Annotated in this window: 20 protein-coding genes and 1 pseudogene; 9 read left to right on the top strand and 12 right to left on the bottom strand. The window is 61.4% G+C overall.

Features of this window, described 5'->3' with window-relative positions; all coding sequences use genetic code 11:
• Positions 1-227: 227 nt before the first annotated feature.
• Together QVF59_RS15120 and QVF59_RS15115 are read right to left on the bottom strand one after the other, a co-directional pair.
• A complete protein-coding gene (locus QVF59_RS15120) occupies positions 228-833 on the bottom strand; it encodes a hypothetical protein (RefSeq protein ID WP_159878245.1) in 606 nt (201 codons plus the stop codon).
• Between the two features lie 97 nt (positions 834-930).
• On the bottom strand, positions 931-1,878 hold the full coding sequence (locus QVF59_RS15115) for a LysR family transcriptional regulator (protein WP_159878247.1): 948 nt from the start codon (positions 1,876-1,878) through the stop codon (positions 931-933).
• Between the two features lie 99 nt (positions 1,879-1,977).
• Between QVF59_RS15115 and QVF59_RS15110 the strand changes: the two genes are divergently transcribed.
• On the top strand, positions 1,978-2,949 hold the full coding sequence (locus tag QVF59_RS15110; protein WP_287881042.1) for a bile acid:sodium symporter family protein: 972 nt from the start codon (positions 1,978-1,980) through the stop codon (positions 2,947-2,949).
• 72 nt (positions 2,950-3,021) lie between these two features.
• On the opposite strand, the gene uvrB is transcribed toward QVF59_RS15110, so the two are convergent.
• Positions 3,022-5,034: an excinuclease ABC subunit UvrB gene (uvrB, locus tag QVF59_RS15105; protein WP_287881040.1), complete on the bottom strand. Its 2,013-nt coding sequence runs from the start codon at positions 5,032-5,034 to the stop codon at positions 3,022-3,024.
• Between the two features lie 236 nt (positions 5,035-5,270).
• On the opposite strand from uvrB, the gene QVF59_RS15100 reads away from it, so the two are divergent.
• On the top strand, positions 5,271-6,140 hold the full coding sequence (locus tag QVF59_RS15100; protein ID WP_159878253.1) for a serine hydrolase: 870 nt from the start codon (positions 5,271-5,273) through the stop codon (positions 6,138-6,140).
• 81 nt (positions 6,141-6,221) lie between these two features.
• Positions 6,222-6,704 carry a GNAT family N-acetyltransferase gene (locus tag QVF59_RS15095; RefSeq protein WP_287881039.1) on the top strand — a complete coding sequence of 161 codons (483 nt, stop codon included), beginning with the start codon at positions 6,222-6,224 and terminating at the stop codon, positions 6,702-6,704.
• A gap of 54 nt (positions 6,705-6,758) precedes the next feature.
• On the opposite strand, the gene QVF59_RS15090 is transcribed toward QVF59_RS15095, so the two are convergent.
• The 6 genes from QVF59_RS15090 to QVF59_RS15065 all read right to left on the bottom strand — a co-directional run bounded on the left by QVF59_RS15090 (position 6,759) and on the right by QVF59_RS15065 (position 11,964).
• On the bottom strand, positions 6,759-8,054 hold the full coding sequence (locus QVF59_RS15090; RefSeq protein ID WP_287881037.1) for a flagellar assembly protein T N-terminal domain-containing protein: 1,296 nt from the start codon (positions 8,052-8,054) through the stop codon (positions 6,759-6,761).
• Positions 8,054-8,704: an LPP20 family lipoprotein gene (locus tag QVF59_RS15085; RefSeq protein WP_159878259.1), complete on the bottom strand. Its 651-nt coding sequence runs from the start codon at positions 8,702-8,704 to the stop codon at positions 8,054-8,056. Before QVF59_RS15085 ends, QVF59_RS15090 begins: the two co-directional genes overlap by 1 nt.
• A gap of 104 nt (positions 8,705-8,808) precedes the next feature.
• A complete protein-coding gene (locus QVF59_RS15080) occupies positions 8,809-9,732 on the bottom strand; it encodes a GlxA family transcriptional regulator (protein WP_287881035.1) in 924 nt (307 codons plus the stop codon).
• Positions 9,722-10,630 (bottom strand): EamA family transporter, encoded by a 909-nt coding sequence (locus tag QVF59_RS15075; RefSeq protein ID WP_159878263.1) that lies wholly within the window; start codon positions 10,628-10,630, stop codon positions 9,722-9,724. The genes QVF59_RS15080 and QVF59_RS15075 overlap by 11 nt, the downstream gene beginning before the upstream one ends.
• A gap of 62 nt (positions 10,631-10,692) precedes the next feature.
• Positions 10,693-11,238 (bottom strand): isochorismatase family protein, encoded by a 546-nt coding sequence (locus tag QVF59_RS15070; RefSeq protein ID WP_287881033.1) that lies wholly within the window; start codon positions 11,236-11,238, stop codon positions 10,693-10,695.
• Positions 11,239-11,343: 105 nt separating this feature from the next.
• On the bottom strand, positions 11,344-11,964 hold the full coding sequence (locus QVF59_RS15065) for a LysE family translocator (RefSeq protein ID WP_159878267.1): 621 nt from the start codon (positions 11,962-11,964) through the stop codon (positions 11,344-11,346).
• Between the two features lie 226 nt (positions 11,965-12,190).
• On the opposite strand from QVF59_RS15065, the gene QVF59_RS15060 reads away from it, so the two are divergent.
• Positions 12,191-13,660, top strand: coding sequence for an aminotransferase-like domain-containing protein (locus QVF59_RS15060; RefSeq protein WP_287881027.1), 1,470 nt, complete (start codon positions 12,191-12,193; stop codon positions 13,658-13,660).
• 7 nt (positions 13,661-13,667) lie between these two features.
• Here the strand turns inward: QVF59_RS15060 and QVF59_RS15055 are convergent, their stop codons facing one another.
• A complete protein-coding gene (locus tag QVF59_RS15055) occupies positions 13,668-14,642 on the bottom strand; it encodes a helix-turn-helix domain-containing protein (RefSeq protein WP_287881026.1) in 975 nt (324 codons plus the stop codon).
• A 378-nt stretch (positions 14,643-15,020) separates the two neighbouring features.
• Here QVF59_RS15055 and eat point away from each other — a divergent pair, with 378 nt between their 5' ends.
• The 3 genes from eat to eutC are packed head-to-tail and all read left to right on the top strand — an operon-like array spanning position 15,021 to position 18,666.
• Entirely contained in the window at positions 15,021-16,436 is a 1,416-nt protein-coding gene (eat, locus tag QVF59_RS15050; protein ID WP_287881024.1) for an ethanolamine permease, read from the top strand.
• A gap of 38 nt (positions 16,437-16,474) precedes the next feature.
• Positions 16,475-17,857, top strand: a complete 1,383-nt coding sequence (locus QVF59_RS15045) for an ethanolamine ammonia-lyase subunit EutB (protein WP_287881023.1) — start codon at positions 16,475-16,477, stop codon at positions 17,855-17,857.
• Complete coding sequence (gene eutC / locus QVF59_RS15040; protein WP_287881021.1) at positions 17,854-18,666, top strand: ethanolamine ammonia-lyase subunit EutC; 813 nt, start codon at positions 17,854-17,856, stop codon at positions 18,664-18,666. Before QVF59_RS15045 ends, eutC begins: the two co-directional genes overlap by 4 nt.
• 46 nt (positions 18,667-18,712) lie before the next feature.
• Here eutC and QVF59_RS15035 read toward each other — a convergent pair whose 3' ends face one another.
• On the bottom strand, positions 18,713-20,815 hold the full coding sequence (locus QVF59_RS15035) for a putative bifunctional diguanylate cyclase/phosphodiesterase (protein WP_287881019.1): 2,103 nt from the start codon (positions 20,813-20,815) through the stop codon (positions 18,713-18,715).
• Positions 20,816-21,125: 310 nt separating this feature from the next.
• Here QVF59_RS15035 and QVF59_RS15030 point away from each other — a divergent pair, with 310 nt between their 5' ends.
• Positions 21,126-21,503: a hypothetical protein gene (locus tag QVF59_RS15030; RefSeq protein WP_287881017.1), complete on the top strand. Its 378-nt coding sequence runs from the start codon at positions 21,126-21,128 to the stop codon at positions 21,501-21,503.
• A gap of 132 nt (positions 21,504-21,635) precedes the next feature.
• Here the strand turns inward: QVF59_RS15030 and QVF59_RS15025 are convergent, their stop codons facing one another.
• Positions 21,636-21,995, bottom strand: a complete 360-nt coding sequence (locus QVF59_RS15025) for a TetR/AcrR family transcriptional regulator C-terminal domain-containing protein (RefSeq protein ID WP_287881016.1) — start codon at positions 21,993-21,995, stop codon at positions 21,636-21,638.
• 329 nt (positions 21,996-22,324) lie between these two features.
• On the opposite strand from QVF59_RS15025, the pseudogene QVF59_RS15020 reads away from it, so the two are divergent.
• Positions 22,325-22,474, top strand: a pseudogene (locus QVF59_RS15020) (chemotaxis protein CheV); the annotation flags it as partial.

The raw sequence follows: 22,474 nt of genomic DNA, 5'->3' as shown, positions 1-22,474 counted from the left end.
CAAAAATCGACCACCAGAAAAACCGCAAACACAACAAGATACAACGGCAAAATCAAACAGAATATTCTTCAACGGTAGTAGATAACAGAAAACTGCCAAGCCTTCCATTGCCGGAAACAGCCTGAATCTACATATACATGGACCAGACCTGGCCTTGCCACAGTCCGCGACACAGTCTGCACACTATGGTGATTTCTCAACATGCTGGCTGAAATACCCTTTGTTACCTAGTTTTCCGTGCCCGGACAGCGGGCGGGCTGCTGATTGAGCCCCTGCTGCTCTACGCGGAAGCTGGCTCTGGTCTGCCCGTCTTGCCGATGCAGGGTAATGACATACAGGCTATCGAAATCACTGTAATGCCATGCCGGCACCTGGGCAGCATCGGCACCGTAAGCGCCCAGCAGCTGCCCGGCCAGCTTTGCCACCAGACGGTGCTCCCAGGCCACCAACACGGTGGCATCCCGGTACGCCGGCTGGGTGATGGCAGTCTGCAGTGCGGCCAGATCATCCAGCCCGAAATCGACATTCACCGGCATGCCAAGGCGGATGGCGGTGGGCTCAATGGTAGCCAGCGGACGGATATAGTTGTATTCGATACCGCCGTCTTTCTTGCGCACGCCGGGATTGGGTGCAAACAGGGCTGCCGGGCGATCAAACTTGCGCTGCAACACCGCCGGCAGGGCCAACGCGCGGTTAAGGCCCTGACAGCTAAGCTGCCCCAGACCGGCCGCCGGTTTTTCGGCATGGCGGAACAGCACGATGGTTTCGTCGGCATGGCTGCTGCCACACAGCAGCCCCAACAGCAGCGCCAGCGGGCGCAGGGTCTTGTTCATCAGGAATATCCGGAAAATAGCGGAATCAGTACCAGTCACAGGACCGGCGGAAAGTGCCGGCAGGCTAGCAGAAAACACCTGCTGCCGCTTGGCGTAATCACCCAGCCCAGGCTAGCGGGCCTTGGCTGGCAGCACCATGCTGGCTGGCAATGGCCTGCAATTGCGGCCCCAGTTGCAGCGCCAGCTGCCACAGCCGCTCGGCCACTGGTGACAGCGAACGCTGACGGCGGCGGATCAGCATGATGTTGCGGCGCTGTTCCGGCAGCAGCGGTCTTACCGTCAGCCGGCTGCCGGCTGGCAGCGGCAGCGCCAGTCCCGGCGATACGCTGATGCCGATGCCGGCCTGCACCATCTGAAAGACCGAGCTGGAATGGCCCAGCTGCTGCGCCACCGGGCAGCGCACGCCCTGGGCGGCCAGAATGCGGTCGATGATGGGGCGGCTGCCGGAGCTGTAATCCAGCAACACCAGCGGCAAGCCTTCCAGTTGCTGCCATGACACGGCAGGCAGCGCGGCCAGCAGATGATCGTCGCGACAGATCAGCCAGAAGCCGTCATCCAGCAAGGGCAGGCATTCCAGATCATCCACCTCCCCCGGTTCCACCACGATGCCGAAATCCACCTCGCCGCTGCGTACGCTCTCCACGTTCAAGCGCTGCACCTGGTCGTGCAATACCGGCCTGATATGCGGAAACTGCCGCGCGCATTGTGCCAGCAAATCCGGCATCAGGCTGGCCGACAAGGTGGGGCTGCTGGCGATGTGCACGGTGCCGTGGGCCTGTTCACCCTCCTTGCGCGCCTCTTCCAGCAGCAGCTGCAATTCGTCCAGCAAACGAGCCAGTTGACCGGCAAAACGCAGGCCGGCGGCGGTCAGCGCCACCTCGCGCGTGGTGCGGTCCAACAGGCGCATGCCCAGCTCGGCTTCCAGCTCGCGGATGCAGCGGCTGACCGCCGGCTGGGTAAGGCCGATTTCATCACCGGCACGGCTGAAGCTACGCAGACGGGCCACGGCCCGAAACACTTGCAGCTGACGCAAACTGATATTCATAAAAAATAATCATGTATTGATCTGATAAATCAATTTGTAGTCTGAATTAATTCAGGTTTCAATAGCAAGCATGTTTCCTTGCTGCAAGACGGTGCTCTCATGCTGAAAATGATCGACTCCTTCACCCTGGCGCTGATTGCCACGGTCACCCTGGCCAGCCTGCTGCCCTGTCAGGGCGAGGTGGCACAGGCCATGAACCTGATCACCACCCTGGCCATCGGCCTGCTGTTTTTCCTGCACGGGGCCAAGCTGTCGCGCGAAGCCGTGATTGCCGGTGCCACCCACTGGAAGCTGCACCTGACGGTGATGGCCTGCACTTTTGTGCTGTTTCCGGTGCTGGGGCTGGCGCTCAAGCCGCTGCTGGGGCCGCTGGTGACTCCAGAGCTGTACCTGGGCGTGCTCTATCTATGCATGCTACCGTCCACGGTGCAATCGTCGATTGCCTTTACCTCGATGGCACAAGGCAATATCCCGGCGGCCATCTGCAGCGCCACTGCGTCCAATATCTTCGGCATTTTCATCACGCCCTTGCTGGTGGGCATGCTGGTGATCAGCCATCACGGCAGCGATCAGGGCATGGGCTCCATCACCGACATCGTGTTGCAACTGCTGCTGCCCTTTATTGCCGGGCAGATTGCCCGCCGCTGGATTGGCGGCTGGGTGGACAAGCACAAGCCGCTGCTGCGCTATGTAGACCAGGGCTCCATCCTGCTGGTGGTGTACACCGCCTTCAGTGCGGCGGTGATTACCGGCCTGTGGCAGCAAACCCCGCCGCAATCCTTGCTGGGCCTGCTGGTGGTGTGTGGCCTGCTGCTGGCCATCCTGCTGGGGCTGACTGCTTACTCCAGCCGCAAGCTGGGTTTTGACCGCGCCGACCAGATCACCATCGTATTTTGCGGTTCGAAAAAGAGCCTGGCCAGCGGGGTGCCAATGGCCAAGGTGCTGTTTGCCGGCCACCCCATCGGTTCCATCGTGTTGCCCTTGATGCTGTTTCATCAGATCCAGCTGATGACCTGCGCGGTACTGGCCCAGCGCTATCGCAAGCAGCAGCTGGCAGCCCAGACTGCATAAATACGGCTCACTCAGGACAAAGCCCCGTCAGCATTACACTGGCGGGGCTTTCTGTTGGCGTGACAGCAGCGCTTACAGATCGCTGATGAACATCTTCTCCTTCAGCGCCTTCAACTCGTCGCGCAGACGGGCGGCTTTTTCGAATTCCAGATTGCGCGCCGCTTCCATCATTTCCTTCTCCAGCCGTTTGATTTCCTTGGCCAGCGTCTTTTCATCCATCATCGCCACTTTGGCTTCATCCACCAGTTTCTTGCGCTGGTCTTCCACGCTGTAGACGCCGTCGATGATGTCCTTGATCTTCTTGTTGATGCCCTGCGGCACAATGCCGTGCTCGGCATTGAAAGCCAACTGCTTGGCGCGGCGGCGTTCGGTTTCGTCCATGGCACGGCGCATGGAGTCGGTGATGCGGTCAGCGTACAACAGCGCCTTGCCGTTGAGGTTACGCGCGGCACGACCGATGGTCTGGATCAGCGAGCGGTCCGAGCGCAGGAAGCCTTCCTTGTCGGCATCCAGAATGGCCACCAGGCTGACCTCGGGAATATCCAGCCCCTCGCGCAGCAGGTTGATGCCAATCAGCACGTCGAACATGCCCAGCCGCAGGTCGCGGATGATTTCTACCCGTTCCACGGTATCGATGTCGCTATGCAGGTAGCGCACCTTGATACCGTGCTCGGTGTAGTAGTCGGCCAGCTGTTCGGCCATGCGCTTGGTCAGCGTGGTCACCAGCACCCGCTCGCCCAGGTCCATGCGCAAGCGGATTTCCGACAGCAAATCGTCCACCTGGGTGGCCACCGGGCGGATTTCGATCACCGGGTCTACCAGGCCGGTAGGACGCACCACCTGCTCCACCACCTGACCGGCATGCTCTTTTTCATACGCGGCCGGGGTAGCGGAAACAAAGATGGTTTGCGGCATCAGCTGTTCGAATTCGTGGAATTTCAGCGGCCGGTTATCCACGGCGGATGGCAGGCGGAAACCGTAATCCACCAGATTGCTCTTGCGCGCGGCATCGCCCTTGTACATCGCCCCCACCTGCGGCACGGTGACGTGGGATTCGTCGATGAACATCAAGGCGTTCTTGGGCAGGTAGTCGATCAGCGTCGGCGGCGCATCACCCGGTGCCCGACCGGAAAAATGGCGCGAGTAGTTTTCGATGCCCTTGCAAAAGCCCATCTCGTACAACATTTCCAGGTCAAACCGGGTGCGCTGCTCGATGCGCTGCGCCTCCACCAGCTTGCCTTCCTTCTGATACCACTGGATGCGCTCGGCCAGCTCCAGCTTGATCTTTTCGCAAGCCTTGAGCACGGTGTCGCGCGGCGTCACATAGTGGCTGGACGGAAACACGGTATAGCGGCCCACCCGCTGTTTGGTGACGCCTGTCAACGGATCGAACAGGGTAAGCGTTTCCACTTCATCGTCGAACAGGCTGACCCGCAAGGCGGTGTCGCTGCTTTCCGCCGGGAAGATGTCAATCACATCACCGCGCACACGGAAGGTGCCGCGGCCGAAATCCACATCATTGCGGTCGTACTGCATGGTGGTGAGACGGCTGATGATGCTGCGCTGTGGCGTGGTTTCCCCTTCCTTCAGATGCAGGATCATCTGGTGGTAGTCGGACGGATCGCCAATACCGTAAATGGCCGACACGGTGGCCACGATGATGCAGTCCGGCCGCTCCAGAATGGATTTGGTGGCGGACAGCCGCATCTGTTCGATGTGTTCATTGATGCTGGAGTCTTTTTCAATGAACAGGTCGCGGCTGGGAACGTAAGCCTCCGGCTGGTAGTAGTCGTAGTAGGAAACAAAATACTCGACTGCATTCTCCGGGAAAAACTCGCGCATTTCGCTGTACAGCTGCGCCGCCAGCGTCTTGTTGTGCGCCATGATGATGGCCGGCCTGCCGGTGCGGGCAATGACATTGGCCATGGTGTAGGTCTTGCCCGAACCGGTGACCCCCAGCAGGGTTTGATAGGACAGGCCATCCTCCAGACCGTCCACCAGTTGGGCAATGGCATTGGGCTGGTCGCCAGCAGGCGGGAAGGGCTGGTGCAAACGGAAGGGACTATCCGGAAAGGTAAGCAGCATGGTGTTTTCGCGCGGTTCAAGTGTAGCGATTTTACGCCGATAACAGGATGAACTCACTCCCGGCGCACAATTGATTTTTATCTGTGAAATTGCCTGCCACAGAGGCAAAACATTGTTTAAAATGTAGGCAACCCGATCACGAGCCGAGATGAAGAATCCTTGCCCATCAACATGGTGGTGACAGGCGTTTCTGCAAGGCTGTATCTCCAACGACAAGACACGGGAGTGTATCTCTTATGCTGAGAAAATTTGCCGCCCTGCTGGTTTCCGCCGCCCTGGCGATGCCGGCAGTGGCTGCGCCGCCGCCTGGCGTTATGGTTGCCAGTCAGATGGCCGACCATGCCGTACCGCGCCTGAATTCCCATTCGGTGCTGGTGCTCAATGGCAATACCGGCGAGCCGCTGTACGAAAAGAACATTCACCAGCGCATGCCCATTGCCTCCATCACCAAGCTGATGACGGCCATGGTGCTGCTGGACTCCGGCGTGTCACTGGATCAGGAAGTTTCAGTTTCCGATGCCGAGATCGACCGCCTGAAGAACACTACCTCGCGCCTGGCCGTGGGCACCACGCTGCCGCGCAAGGAAATGCTGTTGCTGGCGCTGATGTCCTCGGAAAACCGTGCCGCCGCCACGCTGGCCCGCACCGCCCTGCCTGGTGGCACCGCCGCCTTTGTCGAGCGCATGAACAAGAAGGCGCGCAGCCTGGGCATGAACGAATCAGTGTTCTACGACCCCACCGGCCTGGACCTGCGCAACACTTCCACCGCGCATGATCTGGCACGCATGGTGAAAGCCGCGCACAACTACCCGCTGATCCGCGCCTTCACCACCACGCCGGATCACCAGATTGTCTCGGTACGCAACCGTGTGCTGCAATATCGCAACAGCAATGCGCTGGTGCGCGAGGGCAACTGGGATATCAGCATCCAGAAAACCGGCTACATCCAGGAAGCTGGCCGCTGCATGGTGATGCAAACCACCGTGGGCTCGCAGCCGCTGATCATCGTGTTGCTGGCCGCAGGCGGCAATTCCGCCCGCGTCAACGATGCACGCAGCATCAAGACCTGGCTGGAGGCCCATCCGGGCAACTGGCTGGCAGGTTGAACCCTGCAGGCACAGACACAGGGCCGGGCAACCGGCCTTTTTCATTTTGCACGCCTGATGGCGTATCAAAGGACTTCGCTTGTGACCATAGAAATTCGCCCCGCCACCCATGACGATGCCGCACTGATTCTGGGCTATATCCGCGAACTGGCCATTTATGAAAAGGCCGAACACGAAGTGGTGGCCAGTGTGGCCGATATCGAACAGTCGCTGTTCGGCCCGGACAGCACCGCCCATGGCCTGATCTGCCTGCAGGATGGCCAGCCGGTGGGCTATGCGGTGTATTTCTTCAATTATTCCACCTGGCAGGGCAAGTCCGGCCTGTATCTGGAAGACCTCTACATCACCCCGGCAGCGCGTGGCAGCGGTGCCGGCAAAAAGCTGTTGCGTCACCTGGCGCAACTGGCTGTTGCCCGTGGCTGTGGCCGCTTCGAATGGAGCGTGCTGGACTGGAATCAGCCGGCCATTGATTTTTATGAATCATTCGGTGCAGCTGCCCAGGCGGAATGGGTGAAATACCGCCTGACGGGCGATGCGCTGCTGAAGTTTGCCGAGCAGGCCTGATTTACCCCGCTTCCAGCAAAAAGCCCCGCATCTGGCGGGGCTTTATTCAGTGGCTCAACGCCGGGTCATGAAACGGACGTAATCGCCCTCTTCCACCTTGAGCTTGGCGCTTTGTACCTGGGCAATGGAGAAATTGGGCTGCACCTGGGTCAGGGTGATGGTGCCGGACAGCTCCTCTGGCACGCCCAGTTCGCGCACACCGCCGCCACTACGCACGATCTGCGCCGAACGCGGCTTGTACAGCAGCATCTGGTCGCCCACCTTCATGCCATCCAGCCCGCCGACATTGACGAATACCTGCCTGCCCTCCTCCACTTTAACCACCTTGGCCGATAGCGGAATACAGCTAACTACCTCCACCAGCTGACGGGTGGCTTGGTCGAGCAGATCATCCACCACCCGGCCATAATCACCCTGCCAGAAGGCAGTAGTGGCAAAGTCTGCCGGCAGCTGTGCCACCACCTGGCCCTGGGCAATGCGGCTGATGCGCTGGTCGGCCAGCACCGCGCCAGTCAGCGCATCGTAAATCCATACTTCCAGATCAAACTGCCGCGCCGACGGCGCATATTTGAGTGCACCGCCAAACAGGCCGGCCAGCGGTCCGGTGTAATACGCCCCCTGCTGACTGGTATTGTTGGATTCATACATGGTGTGACGCAGGCTCTTGCTCACCACCCCGGTAGACAATACCCGCCCAGCCACCACAAACTGCACATCTTCGCGCCTCCCCAGCTCGCGCACGGTCTCCCAGCCAGCTACCGGTTCATCCGCCGCCATATTGCTTAGCACGGTGAGATGGCCGGCATTGCGTACATCAAACTGGTTTTGCTGGCGCAGACGGCGGGCCAGATCGGCCGGCAGGCGACTGGCCAGATTACGCAGATCGTTGGCTTCAGCCGGATTCACCACATAAAAATAGGTGGTCAGCAATTTGCGCCGCAGGCTGCGCCCGGCGGGCATGCCGCAATTGGCATTCTGCGCCGGCTGCGGCGCAGCCCCGACCGGACCGGCGGCACTGGCTTGCGGATCGATGCTGAGACGGACATGGTACATGCCGTCGCTGCTGTACTCCTGCAGGATCTTTACCTTGCCTTGCAGGGAAGGTGCCGACAAGGCGCTGCTTTCGCTGACATTGCCGGACTGAAGCAATTGCAGAGATTGCAGCGCAGCACCGTTGCTGATGGCCGCCTGCTGCAGGGCATCACGGATGGCCATTTCACGCGCAGCCGGACTGCCGGCCTCCATATCAGCCACCCCTTCGGCAATGATGGGAGCGGCATGCAGTGAAGCCGCCAACGCAAAAGCCGCCACAAGGGCGGCTACCATGCGGGAAACAAGCCGTGTCGTCATCAGTGGGCTACGTAGAAGTTGCTTTCATAACGCGTGGCACCGCAGTTGCCTTCGGCGCACTCCAGGCCGGCCACGCCATCTTGCTGGGCAGCCTTCATCACACTGCCGGTTTTTTCCAGCGCATTCTTGTACTGTTTGTAGAAATCCTGGTCGAGGGTGATTTCCGCCACCGCCTCGCTGGTGCCATCCGGCAATATATTGGTGGACACCAGATGCACGCCGCGCAGATAGGCATCGACATAAGTGCGGAAGCCGTCGCTGGTGGCCACCATATTGGCTACCGAGCTGTTACCCACCAGCTTCATGCCCTGCACCTGTTCGGCGATAGAACGGAAGGCATCCAGCCGCGCAGCACGCATGGACAGCAGCTTGCGCTGCGACGGAGTCAGTGCCGAGGAATAAGGTGCCGCCCCGCTGCCAGTGGCCCGGATGACAATGGGCGCATTGGGATTGATTTCCTTCACCACCACCCTGGGGGCTTCCGGCTCGATGCCCGGACCAGCATAGCCCACGCCGGTAAAGGAGGCCGTAGCAGCCACCGGCATGGCCTGCGGACGGGCGGACTCGGCAAGCGGCTGACTGGCGGAGGCACAGGCAGTCAGGCCCAGCAACAGGGATACGGCAGCCATACGGCGGGTGCGGATGTTCATGACGGTAACCATTTCTACTTGTTCTGGGGGCGACATACCGGCGCAGCACGGCGCGACGTCAGCATTATATCGACAGTCATCAGGTAAACTTGAGTTAATTTTTGTCAGGAAACCTTTGCCGCAGCCTGCACCCGCTGCCACTGCCGCGCCGAAGAAAAACCGGCGGCCAGCGCCGCCTTCTCCTTGGACAAGCCGGCTGTCCGCCACTGGTTGGCCCGCGCAGCGCGTAGCGCCAGATGGTAGTCATGCACCGAAACACCCGCGTGCTCGCGGAACAAACGCGACAGGTGACGCACGCTGACATGTACCTGTCCGGCCAGCGCGGAAAGGCTCCAGTCCTGCTCCGGGCTGGCGGCAATCAGATCCTGCACCTTGTGTACCGCAGGATGCAGATGGTTGCGATGCGCCAGCCACGGTGACAGCTGCACATCCTGGCCGGAGCGGCGGAAGTACACCACCATTTCCCGCGCCACCTCGCGGGTGATGGCCGGGCTGGCCAGTTGGCTGATCAGCTGCAACGCCAGATCGATGCCGGCGGTGATGCCGGCGCTGGTCCATACCGCACCATCCTGCACAAACACCCGGTTTTCCAGCACGCTGGCGCTATTGTCACTGTCTTGCAGCCGGGTGATCAGGCTGTGGTGCGTTGTACATTGGCGATGTGCCAGCAAACCGGCCATGCCGGCAAGCAAGGCCGCAGAGCAGATGGTAGCCAGCACATGCCGTTGCGGGTCGAAGCAGCTGTTCAGCCAGCCTACAATCCGGCGTGCCTCCGGCAGGGCATAGGCTTCAGCCGAGCAATCAGCCCCGGGGATGATAATCAGGCTGTCGTCCGGCAGTTGTACCGGCAAGGGCTGCAAACCACCTAGCGGCAAGCCCAGCGAGCAAGATGTCTGCACATCGCAGGCAGCATAGTGCAGCTGAAAATCCGCACCAAACTCGGTGGCAATGCGCATGGCTTCTGCCGGACCGGCAAAATCCAGCAGCATGAAGCGCGGCGGCAGGACAAACCAGACTTCACGCGCCATGGGCCAATGTCCCGCGCCGCCAGCGAGCCAGCAGCATGCCGCCAAACACGTTCACCACCAGTCCGGCCAGCAACAGCACGCTGCCGGCGGCCTGCAGCAGACTCAGCCGCTCACCCAGCAGCAGGGCCGAAGTCAGCACGCCCACCACCGGCACCAGCAGCGAGAATGGGGCGACCTTGTTGGCCGGATGGCGGCTGAGCAGGCGGCTCCACATGCCATAACCCAGCAAAGTGGCCATGAAGGCAAGATAGGCCACCGCCAGGAAAGAACCGAGCGAGAAATGGCGCAAGGCGATTTCCATGCGCTGCGGCCCCTCCAGCCACCAGGACAAGGCCAGATACGGCAGCGGCGGCACCAGGCTGGACCACACCACCAGATTCAGCGGCTCCACCTTGTGCCCGGCCTTACCCATCAGCCGCACGATGATATTGGACGAAGCCCAGCAGAAAGCCGCCGCCAGCGTCAGGCCAAAACCGATGGCCGTCATGCTGCCGCCCTTGGCCAGCCCGATCAGCGCCAGACCGGCACAGGCGCACAACAGGCCGAGAATCTGTGCGGCCTGCCAGCGCTCATGCAGCATCAGCCCGGCCAGAATCAGGGTAAAGAAGGCCTGCGACTGCAATACCACCGAGGCGAGACCCGCCGGCATGCCCAGCTTGATGGCGGAAAACAAGAAGGCAAACTGCCCCACGCCAACAGACAGGCCATAAGCCGCCACCCAGCCCCAGGGTAGGCGGGGCCTGCGCACCAGCAGCACCGCCGGGAAGGCAGCCAGCATGAAACGCAGGGCACCCAGCAACAAGGGCGGCACATCGGCCACGCCGTACTTGATCACCACGAAATTGACGCCCCAGATCAGCACGATGGCCAGCGCCTGCAACACATCCTTCAAAGGCATGAAATACGCTCCGTCATACCAGCCACACCCGGCGCGAATGGGCTGATCGATAAAAACACTACCTACAGACGCGCCAGCGCCTGCTCCACGGTCACAATGCTGGCAAAGCGCCCGGCCAGCACCAGTTCGGTCTTTTCCCGGATTTCCTCAGCGCCAAACAGCTTGCCACTGAGCGGGTGGCACATGGCAAAGGTGAGCGTGGCCTCACTGACAAAATCCACCGCAAAACCCAGATCGGACGCCACCCGGGTGGTGGTTTCGCAGCACTGCTCGGTGCGGATGCCCGACACCAGCAGCTTGCGGATGCCGCGCTCGGCCAGCCAGGGCTGCAAGCCGGAATCCAGCATGGCATTGTGCACATGTTTGATGAAGATGGCATCCGGATTAGCCGGCAACCACGCCATAGGCCGCACCAGACCACTTTCCGCAGCAAACGGGCCGTCACCGTCCTCATGCAACACATACACCACCGGCATGCCTGCCGCGCGCGCGCCGGCAATCAGCGCCAGCACGTTCTGGCGAAATGGCGGCAAGGCCGTTTCATCCCAATAATCACGCTGCAAGAAGGAATCCTGCACATCAATCACCAGCAGTGCTGCCTTGTTCATGTCCATGCTCCGGTTCAGATCATGGACACAGTCTAAGGACACCCATAGCCAGGCCAGATGCTGCTTACAGACAAGATGCTGCCAGATCAGGACATTGTTTTCAGCTTACAGCAGGCCGGGCCAGGCATGGCGGATTTCATCCAGCAGCAACCACAGCGCGGTGCCTCCCATCAGCAGACCCATCAGCAGGTTGAACAGCAGCAAGGCAGGTGCTGCGCTGAGCAGATGACGCAGCCGCTCGCCCATCCACGCCCACAGGCTGATACAGGGCAGGTTGACCAGCGCAAAGATGACAGCCAGCAGCATGGCCGCGCCCAGACGTGCCTCGGCATCGGCAGGCATGAACAGAATGGAAGCATTGAGCACCATCACCCAGGCCTTGGGGTTGACCCACTGGAACAGTGCGGCCGCCAGAAAGCTCATCGGCTTGCCGCTCTCCCCGCCCTGCGGTGCGGCAGAACGGGCAATCTTCCACGACAGCCACAGCAAATAGATACAGCCGGCCACCGCCAGCGGCAGCCGCGCCGCCTGTATCCATTGCAAGGCCCAGGCCAGCAGGCTGGCGGTAATGAATACCTGGGCCGCGCAACCGATACTGATGCCCAGCATGTGCGGCAAGGTGCGACGGAAACCGTAATTGACCCCGGAGGTAGCCAGCATCAGGTTGTTGGGACCGGGCGTGATGGACATCACACCCACATAGGACAGCAAGGCGACTTCCAGCATGTCAGGGCTCCTCATGGCAATGCATCAGCCGGTTTGGTGATGCGCTTCCATCATGCTAAGGCGGGAGCGGCACATGGTGACAGCTGCAACAATCTACTATTGTCACGGTGACAGTTGCGATTTTACCGAAACTGTCACCACAGACTATGATGAGCACTGTCACTGTCGCCGGCAGCCATGCTGCGGCATTGTTGATCCTTGCCCTGTCTTGCCCGGAATACCCGCCATGCCTCCAGAAAGCCTGCCCCGCAGCACCGCCGCCAGTGCCACCCTATACCAGCAACTGGCGGAAGACCTGTCGCTGGCCATTGCCCGTGGCACCTTGCCGCCCGGCTCGCGCCTGCCATCGGTACGGCGCACCTCGCAAAGCCGGCAACTGAGCCTGAACACGGTGGTGGCGGCCTACCGGGTACTGGAAGATCGGGGGCTGATCGAGGCCCGGCCACAGTCCGGCTACTATGTGCGGGCGCGCCTGCCCTCGCCCGCCCGTCCGGTGATGACCCAGAGCAGCGTGGCCAAGCCCACGGAAAGCAAGGTGCTGGATCTGATCGGTGCGGTACTGGATGCGCAGCAGACTCCCGGCTTCATCGACCTGGCACTGGCCTGCCCGCGCGGCAGCGACTTCTACCCCGGCAACAAGCTGGCCAGGCTGATGGGGCAGATATTGCGTCGCCAGCCCGGCATGGTCAGCACCTATGCCCTGCCGCCCGGCTCCGAGCGGTTGCGGGTACAGATTGCCCGCCGCAGCATGGAGCTGGGCATGGCCTTGCAGGCGGAAAACATCATCCTCACCAATGGCTGCATGGAGGCGCTGCAACTGGCGCTGCGCGCGGTCACCCGGCCCGGCGATGCCGTGGGGCTGGAATCGCCCACCTATTTCAACCTGCTGCCGCTGTTTGCCAGCCTGGGCTTGAAGGCGGTAGAGATTCCCACCGACCCGCAGCACGGCCTGTCGGTGGATGCGGTGGAGCTATTGCTGTCCGAAGGCCGCATCAGCGCACTGGTGGCCATGCCCAATGTGCACAATCCGCTGGGCTGCAGCATGCCGCTGGAAGCCAAGAAGAGGCTGGCACGGCTGGTGAATCAATACCAGGTGCCGCTGATTGAGGACGGCCTGTATGCCGAGCTGCAGTTCAGCGATACCCAAGCCCCGGCGGCCAAGGCGTTTGACGAAGACGGCTGGATCATCTTCTGCACCAGTTATACCAAGACGCTGGCACCGGATTTCCGCATCGGCTGGATGGAAGGCGGGCGCTTTGGCGCGGCGCTGCGCAAGCTGAAGTTTGCTTCTTCGGTGGCCCAGCCCATGGTGCTGTCGGAAACCCTGGGCGCGTTTCTGGAATCCGGCGGCTACGACCACCATCTGCGGGCGCTCAAGCGCCATTACGCCCAGCATGTGGAAAAAGTGCGTGGCCTGATTGCCCGTCACTTCCCGGCCGGCACCCGTGCCACGGACCCGGCGGGCGGCTTTCTGATCTGGCTGGAACTGCCGGAAGGCTGCGACAGCGTGGCGCTGTTTCATGCAGCCATTGCCGAGAACATCAGCATCATGCCCGGCCCGCTGTATTCACCCGGCGGCCGTTACCGCAATGCCATGCGCCTGTCCTGCTGCTATCCGCTGGACGAGCGCTATGTCGCCGCCCTCACCCGCGTGGGCATGCTGGTGCAACAGCAACTGGCGCAGCAAGGCGGCTGATATCGGCTTAGTGTCGTGGCTGCTGCCGCGTCTGGCTGGGGGTTTCGCCAAACAGGCGGCGATAGTCGTAGGTGAAATGGCTGGGACTGGCAAAACCCCAGTCTTCGGCCAGTTGCTGGATACTCTCCTGTCCGCTGACCGGTGAGCGCAGCAGGCGACGCACCTGATTAAGCCGGAGTGCGCGCAGGAAAGGCAGCGGACTCATGGCGGTGACTTCCTGAAAGCCGTTCTGCAAGGTGCGGCGTGTCACATGCAGCTCACGGCACAAGCCCTCCACGCTCAGCCAGTTCTGCGCCGGCTGCAAGGCCCGCTGGCGTGCCTGCTCCACCCATTGCCAGTGGCGCTGACTGCTGCCCTCACGCCGCAGCAATGGTTCTGCGGCAGACTGTGACAAGGCCAGCAGCAAGGCATCCACCGAACAATCCAGCAGTAATTGGCGGCCAATGCTGTCCGGCGTGTGCCGCGCCAGCGCCAGCAGTTCGGCAATCTGTCCGCACAGGGCCTGCTGCCTGTCTGGTGCCAGGCAGACCGCAGCCGTCTGCAGCCAGTGCGGCGGGAGGTCGCGGCCAAACAGCTCCAGATGGCGCTGCGCCAGTACCTGCTGTTCCAGCACGATGCCGTAAATGGTGAAGTCGTCCGGGGTGCGCAGGGTGAAGTCGGTGCCGCCCATGGCCACCAGCACGGCAGACGGCGGCACGCTGCGGCCATGAAAGCGCAGCCGCTCGCCACTACCGGGCGCGGGGATGCCAAACCAGATGGCCCCCTGCCACGGCTGGCATTGCTGGTAGGTTTCGCGGGCCGAGTATTCGCGGAACACCTGCAAGCGCCCCAGGCACAGCTCATCCAGCCGCCCGGAAAAACGGCCACAGGAGATCTGCGCGTAATCCTGCTGCCAGCCACTGATGAAGGCGGCCTGATCGGCAGCATCATCGGCCAGGCGGGTGACAAACTGCAGTGATAAGCCATGTGCCAGCGGGTCCATCTGCGGCTCCGTGAAATCGTTGATCCTGCAGATGATTAGCAAGAAGCACACCAGCCCTGATGGCGCTTTTCTGCGCCAGCGCTATCGTAAATCGGCAAATTCCCCGCCACGGTGCATGCGCGACAGCAGTATGCCTCATCACGGTGCCGGATTGGCGCAACAAGCCCGCCAGCACGCACCGTCAGCAATCATGGTCCGGGCACGACTCTTGCACTGCACCATCCAGCTGGCGTAGCTGCTGGCTTCAGCCGGGTTGGTGGACGGTTTTTCTTTTCCGATTTCCGATAACGCCGCCTGCACCTCTCTGCCTAGCATGCATCACAGGCCCCGGATGCCACCGCACCGGGCAGGGAGAAGTGATACCAAAAGGGAAATGTCATGAGCAGCAACAATCACGGCCTGGCGCGCAAGCTGGGCGGCTGGCAACTATGGGGGATCGCCGTCGGGCTGGTGATCTCGGGCGAATACTTTGGCTGGAGCTATGGCTGGGCCCAGGCCGGTACGCTGGGCTTTCTGCTCAGCTCCATCTTCGTGGCCATCATGTACACGGCCTTCATTTTCAGCTTTACCGAGCTGACCACCGCCATTCCACATGCCGGCGGCCCGTTTGCCTATGCGCGCCGCGCCTTTGGCCCGGTTGGCGGTTTTGTCGCCGGTTTTGCCACCTTGTGCGAATTCGTGTTTGCCCCGCCGGCCATCGCGCTGGCCATCGGTGCTTATCTGAACGTGCAGTTTCCCGAGCTGAGCGCCAAGTGGATTGCCTGCGGTGCCTACATCGTGTTCATGGCGCTGAATATCGTCGGTGTCAGCGTGGCCGCAGCGTTCGAGCTGGTAGTCACCCTGCTGGCCATTTTCGAATTGCTGCTGTTCATGGGCGTGGTGTCGCCGGGCTTTAGCTGGGACAACTTCACCCATCACGGCTGGGCCGGTAGCGACAGCTTCAGTCTGAGCGCCGTGGGTGGCATGTTTGCCGCCATTCCGTTTGCCATCTGGTTCTTCCTCGCCATCGAAGGCGCTGCCATGGCCGCCGAAGAAGCCAAGGACCCCAGCCGTACCATTCCGCGCGCCTATGTGGCCGGCATCCTCACCCTGGTGGCACTGGCCATGGGCGTGATGATCATGGCCGGTGGTGCCGGTGACTGGAGCAAGCTGGCCAATATCAACGACCCGCTGCCGCAGGCGATGAAGCTGATCGTGGGCAGCAACAGCGGCTGGCTGCACATGCTGGTATGGCTGGGCCTGCTGGGCCTGATTGCCAGCTTCCACGGCATCATCATGGGCTATTCGCGCCAGATCTTCGCGCTGGCCCGTGCCGGTTACCTGCCGCCGATGCTGGCGGTGATCCACCCGCGCTTCAAGACGCCGCATCGCGCCATCATCGTGGGCGGCCTTATCGGCATTGCCGCCATTTTCAGTGACGACCTGATCCAGATCGCCGGTCAGCCGCTGACCGCCAACATCGTCACCCTGTCGGTATTCGGTGCCATCGTGATGTACATCGTGTCCATGCTGGCGCTGTTCAAGCTGCGCCGCAGCGAACCCACCCTGGCCCGTCCGTTCAGCGCACCGGCCTACCCGCTGCTGCCCGGCCTGGCACTGGCCTGCGCCGTGGTCTGCCTGGTGGCCATGATCTGGTACAACCAGCTACTGGCACTGATTTTTGCCGGCAGCCTGGCCGTGGCCTATGCCTACTACCTGCTCACCCACCGCCAGCGCGCGGCAGCCGCCAGTGATCATCTGCTGGAAGGTGGCGATGCCATCACGCTGAAACCTGCTGTAGCCCGCAGCGAATAAGAGAGAGGCGGGGTGTGCCCGGCACACCCCGGTAAACCATGTCCTACGCCATCACCATCGGCCCGCGCCGTTACCGCTTCGACGACCTGAAAACCCTGCTGGCCCGCGCCACACCGCTGCGTTCTGGCGACCAGCTGGCCGGGATTGCCGCCAGCAGCGCCGAAGAGCGGGTGGCGGCACAAATGTGTCTGGCCGACGTGCCACTCACCACCTTCCTGCAAGAGCTGCTGATTCCTTACGAGCAGGACGAAGTCAGCCGCCTGATCATCGACAGCCACGACGCCCACGCCTTTGCCCCCATCAGCCACCTGACGGTTGGCGGCCTGCGCGACTGGCTGCTGTCCGATGCAGCCAATAGCAGCACGCTGGCGGCAGTGGCACCCGGCCTGACGCCGGAAATGGTGTCCGCCGTCAGCAAGCTGATGCGCAACCAGGACCTGGTGTGGGTGGCCAGCAAATGCCGGGTGATCACCCGCTTTCGCAATACCCAGGGCCTGCCCGGCCACATGGGCGTGCGGCTGCAGCCCAACCATCCCACCGACGACGCACGCGGCATTGCCGCCGCCATGCTGGACGGCCTGCTGTACGGCGCGGGCGATGCGGTGATCGGCATCAATCCGGCCAGCGACAGCCCGGAAGCCATCCACACCATGCTGGCGATGATGGACGAAGTGCGCCAGCGCTATGCCATTCCCACCCAAAGCTGTGTACTCACCCACGTTACCAGCACGCTGGAGCTGATCCAGCGCGGCGCGCCGGTGGATCTGGTGTTTCAGTCCATTGCCGGTACGGAACAAGCCAATAGCGGCTTCGGCATCAACCTGGCGGTACTGGGCGAAGCGCAGCAGGCCGCACTGGAGCTGCGCCGCGGCACGGTAGGCGACAATGTGATGTATTTCGAAACCGGCCAGGGCAGCGCGCTGTCGGCCAATGCCCACTGGGACGTGGACCAGCAAAGCTGCGAAGTGCGCGCCTATGCGGTGGCGCGGCACTTCTCACCCTTGCTGGTGAACACCGTGGTGGGCTTTATCGGCCCGGAATACCTGTACAACGGCAAGCAGATCATCCGCGCCGGGCTGGAAGACCACTTCTGCGGCAAGCTGATGGGCCTGCCCATGGGCTGCGACATCTGCTACACCAATCACGCCGAAGCCGACCAGGACGATATGGACAGCCTGCTCACCCTGCTGGGTGCGGCGGGCATCCACTTCATCATTGGCGTGCCAGGTGCCGACGACATCATGCTGGGCTATCAGAGCACCTCCTTCCACGATGCGCTCTACCTGCGCCAGTTGCTGGGCCTGAAGCGCGCGCCGGAGTTCGAAGACTGGCTGGAGGGCATGGCCATTACCCGCGCCGGCAAGCTGCAGGCACAAGACCGCCAGCAGGCCCTGTTGCAATTGATGGAGACCTTGTCATGAATGCGCCCCTCAGCCACGGCAGTATCAGCCCGATTACCGAAGACAGTTGGCAGGACCTGGCCAGCCACACCGTGGCGCGCATTGCGCTGGGACGGGTGGGAGCCAGCCTGCCCACCCGCGAAACCCTGCGCTTTGCCCTGGCCCATGCCCAGGCCCGCGATGCCGTGCACACGCCGCTGGAGCTGTCCGCACTGAGCGCGTCCCTGCAAGACCTGCAACTGCCCAGCCTGCAAGTGCGCAGCGCCGCACCCAGCCGCGCCGCCTATCTGCAACGGCCGGACCAGGGCCGCCGCCTGCATCCGGACAGCCGTGCCAGCCTGCTGGCTGCCGCAGTGGAACCTTGTGATGTACTGTTCGTGATTGGCGATGGCTTGTCGGCCCGTGCCGTGGCCAGCCATGCGCTGCCGCTGATTGCCGCCACCCTGCCCTATTTGCAAGAGCAGGGCTTGCGGGTGGGGCCGGTGGTACTGGCCACCGAAGCGCGGGTAGCGCTGGCCGATGAAGTGGGTGAATGCCTGCAGGCGGCCATGGTGGTGATGCTGATTGGCGAGCGTCCCGGCCTCAGTTCGCCGGACAGCCTAGGGGTGTATCTCACCAGCGCGCCACGCAGCGGGCGCATGGATTCCGAGCGCAACTGCATTTCCAATGTGCGCCCGCAAGGCCTGCCCTACCCGCTGGCAGCTTACAAACTGGCCTGGCTGATCCGGGCCGGTCGCAGCAGTGGCACCGGGGTGGCACTCAAGGATGGCAGCGCGGCAGAGGCCGGCTGGCTACAGCTGCAAACACAGCTGGCACTGGCTGCCGACTAGCAGCTACCCCACCCCGCCACAGCCCTGTGGCGGCTATCCGACGGATTCAATCCGCCAACAGCTGCCGCAGGGCGTCCTCATCCAGCGGCATCGACAGGCCAAAACCCTGAAACTGGCTGCAGGCCATCTCCTGCAGAAATTGCAACTGGGCCGGAGTTTCCACCCCCTCGGCCACCACTTCCTTGCCCAGATTGCGCCCCAGCGTGACCACGGCACTTACCACCATGCGTTGCTGTTCATTGCTTTCAATTCCCGCCACCAGGCTGCGGTCTATCTTGATGATGTCCAGCGGGAAGCGCACCAGATACCCCAAGGAAGAGTAGCCGGTTCCAAAATCATCCATCGCCAGCCGGGCACCCCAGTTTTTCAGGTCCTGCAGCTGGCCGATGATGTGTTCGGTATCGCCCAGCAGCAGCGACTCGGTGATTTCCAGCTCCAGATCTTGCGGCGGAAAGCCGCAATCAGCCAGCACGCTGGCCAGTTCACGGCACAGATGATCGCGCTCGAACAGCCGTGGCGACAGGTTGACTGCCAGGCTGATGGGCCGGGTGCGCGCCAGATTGCAGCGGGCAACGGCCCGACAGGCCTGGCGCAGAATGGCCATGGTGAGCGGCTGGATCAGCCCACACTCTTCTGCCACCGGAATGAAGCGGTCCGGACTAATGTTTCCCAACTGCGCATGCTGCCAGCGCGCCAGCGCCTCCACGCCGACAATCTGCCCGGCACGATCAAACTTGGGCTGGTAGGCCACGGAAAAACCATCCTGCTCCAACGCCAGCCGCATTTCCCGCTCCAGAGTGAAGCGCTCGTCGGACTGGCGGTCCAGCTGGCCGGTGAAAAAGTGCAGATTATCCTTGCCAGCCGCCTTGGCCGCGTACATGGCGACATCGGCATGGCGCAGCAGGGTTTGTTCATCCAGCCCGTCGCGTGGGTAGAGCGCCACGCCCAGGCTGGCGCTGACATTGCAGCTTTGCGCCTGCAGCTGCACTGGCTGGCTGGTACGCAGCCGGATACGCTCCAGCAGGGTGGCCAAGCCTGCTTCGCTGTCCAGATCGTTGAGAATCAGCACAAACTCGTCGCCGCCCAGCCGCGCCACGGTATCCAGCTTGCGGATGCTGCCGGCAATACGCTCGGCCACAATCTTCAGCAACTGGTCGCCGGCGGCATGCCCCAGGTTGTCATTGATGAACTTGAAGTTGTCCAGGTCGATGAACACCACCGCCAGCCGGCTTTGCGCCCGTGCCGACCGTGCCACGCACTGCCTGAGCCGGTCATACAGCAAGGCGCGGTTGGGCAAGCCGGTCAGGGCATCAAAATTGGCCTGCATCTCCAGTTGCTGCTGGTAGTGCTTGCGCTCGGAAATATCCTGCACCGTGCCTTCGTAATACAGGAAACGGCCGTTTTCCGAGGACACCACATGGGCGTTTTCCGAAATCCAGATGCGCTTGCCATCCTTGCGGTATACCTCGGACTCGAAGTTAACCACCTCCCCCGCCGTCGCCATCAGGTGCAAAAAGGCTTCACGCCGCCCGGCCTCCACATACAACTGGCAGCTGATGTCGGACAGGTTGAGAATCAGCTCCTCCGGCGAGGCATAGCCGTACAGCCGCGCCAGCGCCGGATTGGCCGCCAGATAGCGCCCGGTCTTGCTGCTCTGGAATATCCCTTCCTGTGCATGCTCGAAAATGGTGCGATAACGCATTTCAGCCTGCGCCAGTGCACGAATGGTGCGCTGCTGGCTGGTGACATCCATCACAAAGCCCTCCAGCACCATGCAGCCGTCCTCTCCGGAAGCCACTCCACTCTCCCGCACATGGCGTATCTGCCCGCCAGCAGTACGGATCCGGTATTGCAGCTCAAAGCGACCATTGCCACGCAAGCTGCTGGCCAGCATGTCGGCCACCACCACACGGTCATCCTTGTGAATCACGCCCATCCAGCCGGCATCACTAGCCATCAGCACTGCAGCAGAATAGCCGGACAGCGCCAGACAACCACGGCTGACAAACTGCATGCGCCGGGCCGGATCATCCCGACCGCGATAGGCCATGCCATCCAGGTGATGGATCAGGTTTTCCAGTGCACTCGGCTGGTATAGCGACAAGGGATGAGGCAGATCGGGACGGGAAATCTGGGTGCTTGGCGTCAAGGTAGTGCAACCTGTCAGTCTTTGGATAACAGGCTGTTACGCAGCAATAAACATGCCCGTTTTTCGTGCAGGGTAATGACGGCATGGGGCATGCGTCTTTACATGAGCAAGCATTCCGCCACCAAGGTGAATACGGTAGCATGCGCCATGCAGGCACCAACTTGCCCAGTGTCCGGTGCCAACTTCTGCAACCCGGCTGCGCTTGCGCAGTTTCGCCTGATCCCGGAGACCCATGCGGGCCATTGTCATTCTCAGCACTCTTCTGCTGCTTGGCGGCTGCAGCAATCTGATGCAAAGCAGCCGGGACTTTATGCAATCCCTGAACAAGGCCTTCTCAGGACCACAGGCCAGCGCCAGTACCACTGCCAGCAACCCGCCGGGTACGCCAGCAACCGACTGTTACGTCAGGAAATACCTGATCGGCTGGGGCCGGGAATACAAGGAAGCCAGCGGTAGCGCCTTTGCCAGCAGCTACAGCATTACCACCGACCAGGGCCAGCTGCATGTAGACGATGCCGCGGTCTACCACGACATCATGCTCAGCAAGGGCAAGGAAATCCCCCTGCAAATGTCCGCGGCAGCCGGCGGCTGGATTGTGGATCTGCCGGGCGATAGCAACCGCAACCGTATCCGCAGCAGTGTAATGTGTCACCCGCTCAACGCCGCCGGCATATTCAAAATCTGGTAACCCTGAGTACGCAGCAGCCTTGCGGACATCAGGCCATGCCAACGTCACGCCCGAATGCCCGCAGAAAGACATTGACCGCCAGCCCCACCCACTGGTCGATCTACGCGGCAGATGGCCTGGATGAGGGGTGGGTCAGCAGTTCAAATTGCGCATCATGCCGCAACAGGCTGACAAACAGCTTGGTGACATCAGCCTCCCCACGCCCTTGAGCTGTAAATCCCCCGGCGCGACAAAAAACAGCATACGCTGCGTCAGCAGGTCGGACACCCGCTTGGGGCCGGCCAGATAAAACTGCCGCGCCAGATCGGGAAAGCGCGGAACCTCCTCCACGATCACCCGGTACAAAGCCAGGCCGGAGGATGAAAGGATGAGGTTCAGATAGTTGGTGCCGATGTCTTTCAGTGTGGAGCCCAAGCCCTGCGACTTGGCATTGATAGTGGGTATCGTGCTCATCAGCGAGGCGCACTCCTGCTGGATGACCACGGCAAACATGTAAAACAGCTTGCAGGTTTACCTGGCAGTCCGGGATTATTGCGATATCCTGACCTGCATCACAGATATTTTGATGGTGCTTGGTTGTTTTCAATAACAGTAGCTATAGTGTGCCTTATTGCCAGATCTGGAGAATAATAAATAAAAATAAAAATTATTTAAATATTCTCTGATAAAACAACATTCAGACCCTGGCCTTCACTGCCAGCAGCAGGATGCACCAGTCTTTCATGCACAAAAAATTACCGCTGCACGCCATGGCATGCAGCACACCTGTAAGGGCATCGTCCTGTACCGGTTATCTTCCACACTTAGTCTAGGATGCCCTTGTGTCAGACCTTCTTAAAAAAATCGATGCCAGAACAAAACTGGCAGGGACCAACAAGCTGGAAATCCTGCTGTTCTCCCTGGGTCACGACCAGCGTACCGGGAGAAAGGAAGTCTTCGGCATCAATGTATTCAAAGTCCGCGAAGTCATG

The sequence above is a fragment of the Aquitalea sp. genome (assembly GCF_030150775.1).
Lineage (GTDB): Bacteria > Pseudomonadota > Gammaproteobacteria > Burkholderiales > Chromobacteriaceae > Aquitalea > Aquitalea denitrificans.
Note: the sequence above shows the minus strand (reverse complement) of the source record. Positions and strands in the feature narration are given on the sequence as shown.